At 29.2% G+C, this 5,962-nt stretch carries 6 protein-coding genes; 3 read left to right on the forward strand and 3 right to left on the reverse strand.

Annotation, left to right across the window (positions count from 1 at the left end):
- Positions 1–282 precede the first annotated feature (282 nt).
- The 3 genes from DRF57_RS23145 to DRF57_RS23155 all read right to left on the reverse strand — a co-directional run bounded on the left by DRF57_RS23145 (position 283) and on the right by DRF57_RS23155 (position 1,981).
- Positions 283–465, reverse strand: coding sequence for a hypothetical protein (locus DRF57_RS23145; protein ID WP_123863379.1), 183 nt, complete (start codon positions 463–465; stop codon positions 283–285).
- A 312-nt stretch (positions 466–777) separates the two neighbouring features.
- Positions 778–1,194 (reverse strand): transposase, encoded by a 417-nt coding sequence (locus DRF57_RS23150; RefSeq protein ID WP_115921101.1) that lies wholly within the window; start codon positions 1,192–1,194, stop codon positions 778–780.
- Positions 1,195–1,303: 109 nt separating this feature from the next.
- On the reverse strand, positions 1,304–1,981 hold the full coding sequence (locus DRF57_RS23155) for a hypothetical protein (protein ID WP_115921102.1): 678 nt from the start codon (positions 1,979–1,981) through the stop codon (positions 1,304–1,306).
- Positions 1,982–2,458: 477 nt separating this feature from the next.
- Between DRF57_RS23155 and DRF57_RS23160 the strand changes: the two genes are divergently transcribed.
- From DRF57_RS23160 to DRF57_RS23170, 3 genes are all read left to right on the forward strand, one after another.
- Positions 2,459–3,907 (forward strand): tetratricopeptide repeat protein, encoded by a 1,449-nt coding sequence (locus DRF57_RS23160; RefSeq protein ID WP_115921103.1) that lies wholly within the window; start codon positions 2,459–2,461, stop codon positions 3,905–3,907.
- 253 nt (positions 3,908–4,160) lie between these two features.
- Positions 4,161–4,490 carry a helix-turn-helix domain-containing protein gene (locus DRF57_RS23165; RefSeq protein ID WP_115921104.1) on the forward strand — a complete coding sequence of 110 codons (330 nt, stop codon included), beginning with the start codon at positions 4,161–4,163 and terminating at the stop codon, positions 4,488–4,490.
- Between the two features lie 70 nt (positions 4,491–4,560).
- The gene (locus tag DRF57_RS23170) at positions 4,561–5,565 is read left to right on the forward strand and encodes an IS481 family transposase (RefSeq protein ID WP_115921105.1); all 1,005 of its coding nucleotides are present in this window, start codon (positions 4,561–4,563) and stop codon (positions 5,563–5,565) included.
- Positions 5,566–5,962 lie beyond the last annotated feature (397 nt).

Consider the following 5,962-nt stretch of genomic DNA (forward strand, 5'->3'; position numbering starts at 1 on the left):
AGAATATTTATTAGAAGGACCTAGATTAGTGTTGAAATAATTATCTAATATTATATATTAGTTTAATTCTTTTTGGTATTACTTTGATCTAAAATTATTTTAAATGATATTATTTCTGACTATTAAGGAATTTTAAGGTAGTGAGAAAATCTTTTTAAAAATTAAATGATTAAATTAATAGGTATTAACTTTTCAAAAAAAACCTTCTACTTTATGTAGAAGGTCTAAAAACACAATAATGAAAATTTTATTCTTTAAGTTAGTAGAGAAAGCACGAAAATGTTACAAACTTTCATCGATTTCTTTTACCTCAATAGTTTTTAGTATTCCCTCAATGGTACTGATCTGTTCAGGACTCATATTTTTTATAGTTTCCTGATTTAATACAGTTCCTCCGATCTGAATGAGATTATTTTGGTTCTGGATCAGTGTATTATTATTGAGATTATTTATTTGATTACTCAATGAGGTATTTTTAAAAGCTCCGATACATTCCAGATACAATCGAGTAGCTTTCATATCTCCTTCAATGGCAATTCAGAAAAACGAAGACATAAATTTGAATACATAAAGATCTAACATGATATTAATAAGCTCATTTAATTATGGTCATTCATATCTTAATACAGGGCGATTAAGCCCTGTATAGATATTTAAACTCATTTGTGTAAATAGAATCACAGAAAAGATGACATGATTTTTACAAAATGTACAAAGAGAATGTAAAATTTCATCTATAATAGTTGTCATCATTTATGTTGCAACAGCATTATATAATTAATATTTTTTAAGCCATTTATAGAGTGTAGTTTTAGGTATTCTGTATTCATCAATTATTTGTTGTTTTGTTTTTTCATTAGACCTTACAAGGTCTAAAATAAATTTTATGACTTCTATTGTATAGATGTTTTTCCTGAATCTAGGTAATTCTGTTATTTTAAGTTTTGGTTTTGGAGAATTAGAAGCTGGTGGTGAGTACAATAAAAGATGCTGAGAATATATACGGAAAAAATCATATTCTAATATTTTACTTAATTTCAGCAATATTTCTGAATCTAGAGATTTCCTATGATATATGTTTTCAATATCTTCTTCACTACATTGTAAAAAGTTCATAAGCCTTTCAACCGAAAGATTAGTTTCCTTTATTCTGATGTGTATGAGTTTGCCAATGTGTATATTTTTAAAAAACATAACGAAAATACTAGATTAAACATTTCTTGTATGAAGTATAGGATATGTTCACACATCAAAATTTGTTTTTAAACATAAATGCTATTGCATCTCTCTCAATTATATGTTCTTACTGTCCCAAATAAGTAATTGAGATAAAAGAGTCCCCCCCTGCTATTCTATAGTTCCGAGTCATGGTCACTTCTACATACAAAGTGTCTCCTGAATTAAAATAACTTGCTCCTGCAATAGTGTGATAAACATTGTCGGTTCTTTCTAAGTGACCGCTATTTACATTTGCAATTGTAGAAGTATTTTTTTTAATACTAGTATGAGCTGTTCCCGAAGTCTCGTTAACACCATTTAAACTCATATTAATATGTGTTGAAGCAAGAATTTGATAATATCCCGATTTCACAATTGTAAAAACTCCATTTGATGAATTATAAGTTAGCTTGGTATTGTCTAATTTTGGTGCTGTTTCCCAGACGACAGTAAACCAATTATAAGCTGCATAGTTACCGGAATATGTACTATTCTTTAAAGCCAATGTAGAAAGCTTTACAACTCCTGTATCTTCTAAAGTAGACCAACTTGGTGCTACTCCAGTCCCTTTTGAAGTAAGTACTTGTCCTGTGATACCGGCAGAACCAGCAGTATTTGCCGTACCACCTACATTGATCTCATTGACAACTTGTAAAGATCCATTAACGTGTAATGATTTTTGTGGAGTGGATGTATTAATCCCAACTTGAGAATAAGTAATTACAGATGCCGGAAGAATTAATAGAAAGAATTTTTTTTTCATGTTTGTATGTATTTATTAAAATTTTTTGATCTTTTTTAATCTTGCAATATTATAATAATGAGCAGCTTTTTTACAAAAAATCACCTATGACATAGATATTACAAAAATTTAACGCACTGATTATCAGTTTATATTTTTAACAACCCGATTTTCAAGATGTGGGAAATTTATTACTCAAAGTATAATTCTTGACGCCATTGGAAAGGATAAAACTTATAAAAATATTATAAAATCTACCATGTAATATCTATGTAATATCTTTTTCACAAGATCTATATTTGTATTTTTTTTATTATTGCATTAAAATATAATAAGCTTATATATCTATTAAAAATTCATCTTTAATTAAATGGATTTTTGAAAGTAATAGAAATTAAATTATTGAGTTTGATGCTGAGCTTGTAATTTTGTATTAATATAATTAAATTTTGCTATTATATTTATTGTATTTACAACTAACTACATACATTATACACGATGAAGTTTTTTATTCTATTTTTCCCGGTTTTTCTATTTGCTCAGCAAAAAATAACTCCTCAGTACATTGACAAGGAATCTGATAAACTTGATATTGTGGGCTTGAAAGGAAAGGCAATGAATGGTGGATATTTGGAAAGAAGTGCTTTTATACTAAGAGAATCTAAAAAGATTCATTATTCTAAAGGAATAGCTTTGGGATATATACATATCGCGTCTTATTACTCAAATTCAAAAAACTATAAAAAAGAGTTAGAAAATTTAAAGCTTGCTATGAAAGAAGAATATACCGGAAATAATCCGGATTTTCAAATTAGAATTAAAAGACAGTTGGCTTCGAATTATTATAATATGGGACTTTATCGTGAAGCTATGCATGAAGTAAAAGAGAATGTGATATTAGCTGATGAAATTCCTGTAGATACTTTAAGAATATTTGATAAATCCAGAGCATACTGTGAAATTGGAGTTATTTATAAAGAGCAAAATAGGTTAGATTCATGTAGATGGTATTTGAAAAAAGGAATTGACAATGTTTTGCAATATAAAAAGAAGCGAACTACTAAGCTAGAGATGTTGTTTGTATTTTATTCTTTGGGATTAGTAGAAATTGATATTATGGAGAAAAAAATCGATTCAGCAGAAATACGTCTTAAAACAATAGAGTCTCGTTCAAAATGGATTTTGGGAAATAATAGTTTTCAATTATATAAAGTAAAAGGAATGCTTAATGAGCATAAAAAAGAATATGATTCAGCTGTTTTTAATTATCAAAATGCAATTTATCTTGCTAAAAATGTCCGTAATATTATAAAAATACAAGATCTTTATAATAATATTTCCAGAGTTTATCAGCAAATAGGAAAGAAAGATTCCGCGACAAAATATTTTCAAAAGTATATTACCATTAAGGACAGTTTGGGAAAAGCTAAACAACCTGCTATTGAAAACACAGTACAAGAGTTAGTTACCCTAAAAGAAAACAAGGTAAAAGCTAAAAATAAGTTTTTACTTTACGGGATATGGATCGGAATTTTTAGTGTAATTATTTTTGTTGTATTTACCATTAGAAGAATACGTAAAAAAAATAAAATTCTAAATGTAAAAGAGGAGGAAACTAAATTATTAAATCAAAAGCTAAATGTTTCTTTTGAAGAAGTTATACAATTGGCAAAAAATAATGATCCGGAATTTCTTATTCGGTTTCAAGAGGTTTACCCCGAATTTTTTCCAAAATTATTGAAAATAGAACCACAGCTGATGAATACAGAATTAAAGTTTTGTGCCTTATTATTTCTTAATTTTTCTACTAAGAATATAGCCGCTTACACATTTGTACAACCTCAATCTATACAAACCAGAAAACATAGATTGAGAAAAAAATTGAATATCCCTTCCGATATTGATATTTACATCTGGATGAAAAATATCAATAGTATTGAAATCTAAAAAAAATCTATTTGTAATATCTAAGTAACATCTGTTTTTTTTGAAAAAACAAACAAACAAACAAACAAACAAACCATATTCGCAATAGATATTCAATATAGGATGATTAAGAAAATAATTAATTATTTTTTTGACTTTAATTGTTTAATTTAGGTTGCCGAAGATTAGCCACACTTCGGTCTTCTTTAGAAGACATAATTTTTCCCTATATAGAATTTTCATAATATAAACAGTAGAAATTATATATAGACCTATGCAAAAATTAAAATCTCCTAATTATAAAAAGATTTACAAAGATATTATTAATAGAAAGTATCCAGACAAAATAAAACAATGTCATTCAATTTTGTGCAAACAAGAATTATCAACTTTAGATATTATTAAAATTAACTCTTTACTATTTGATGAGGAGAGTAAAGAAACAACTATAGCTAATCAACAACACAAATCTTATGACTTCTCAACAATTCAGGAAATTTTAGAATATCAAAAGAAAAATGCTCTTAATAATTCTCAGTTAGCAATACACTTTAAATTAAGCAGGAATACTGTAGCAAAGTGGAGAAAAATAAATTTTATTTAATTGTAAAGTATCAATAGATCCGCTACAAAAATGACTTAAATTTATGGTGTAAAGTTCAAAAATTTTATCCATGAATAAACAGCAACAGCAAATAAAGGCTCGCAAAGATTGGCTTAAAATCTATTTAGAATCGGGATCTGTAACGAAAACAGCTTTACGTTGTGGAATTGCAAGATCAACACTTCACCGATGGATAAAAAGGTATAAAGAAGAAGGAGAACAAGGACTGTCAGATAAGTCAAGACGTCCTAAGACCCTTACCAATACTAAGGTTACAAAAGAAACTGAATCTATTATCCTCGATTTAAGAGAGAAAAAAAGATGGGGAGCTGCAAGAATCTCAACCCATCTACTCAGAATGGGAACTTCATTATCTGCCATGACTGTTTGGCGGGTACTCTTTAAACACAAAGTTAATCCTGTAGTAAAAAGACGTAAAAAATCTGATTACAAAAGATACAGCAAAGAAGTTCCAGGGGATAGAGTTCAGCTGGATGTTACTAAAATCAGGAGTAAGGCTTATCAATTTACAGCTATTGATGACTGCACAAGAATGAAAGTTATTAGAGTTTACCCTAATAAAAAAGCAGAAAGTACGATACATTTTTTAGGTGAAATTTTGGATACATTCTATTTTCCTATACAGCATATTCAAACCGATTGGGGTACGGAATTTTTTAATTACTCCTTCCAATATGAGCTGCATGAACATTTTATCAAATACAGACCTATAAAGCCCAGATCCCCTCATTTAAATGGTAAAGTAGAAAGAACCCAACAGACTGACAAATCCGAATTCTGGTCACTGGTGGATTTATCTGATCCAGATCTTAATTTAAATACTTTATCTATTGAATGGCAGGAGTTTTACAATAAGAAAAGACCACGCTCTTCTTTGAATGGAAAAACGCCTTGGGAAAAATTACAGTCTTTGGAACATCTTATCCCTATTCAGCCTGATGTTACTGCTAAATTTTGGGACTCAAATGAAGAAATATTGCCCAGAAATTATACGTATTTAAATTACATAAGACAAAAAAATACTAATTTAGTCTCAAAGCCCAAGAGGAAGTAGGCTCTGCTGGGGAGCAACCTACCAGCAATAGGCTTTTAGATATACGGAAAGGGAGACCCAAAAAGGTCTCCTCTTTTTATTTCCGGTATCTTTTATGGCTAAGAAAACCTTCTCTTAATTTGTAGCGAATCTATTGTTATAGCACAAATTCAGCAAACTCCATTGGATCGGACGGAAGAGCACTTTCATTTTTTGTACTCGCTGGTTCCAGTCCTTCCAGCTCACGGGAATCAACAACTCTGTTTCCGCTGAAGACATACGTAGACCAGGTGTTATAGGTTTCTGCTAAAGGATCAATATTAAAAAAATTAGCGTATCATAATTAATACGCTAATTCGTTTTTAATATTTAATAGGGAAGCGTTGAAACATCTTCGTCAATTTCTCTTCCTTCATCA

Origin of the sequence: Chryseobacterium rhizosphaerae (assembly GCF_003385455.1) — a bacterium.
Classification (GTDB): Bacteria; Bacteroidota; Bacteroidia; order Flavobacteriales; family Weeksellaceae; genus Chryseobacterium; species Chryseobacterium rhizosphaerae.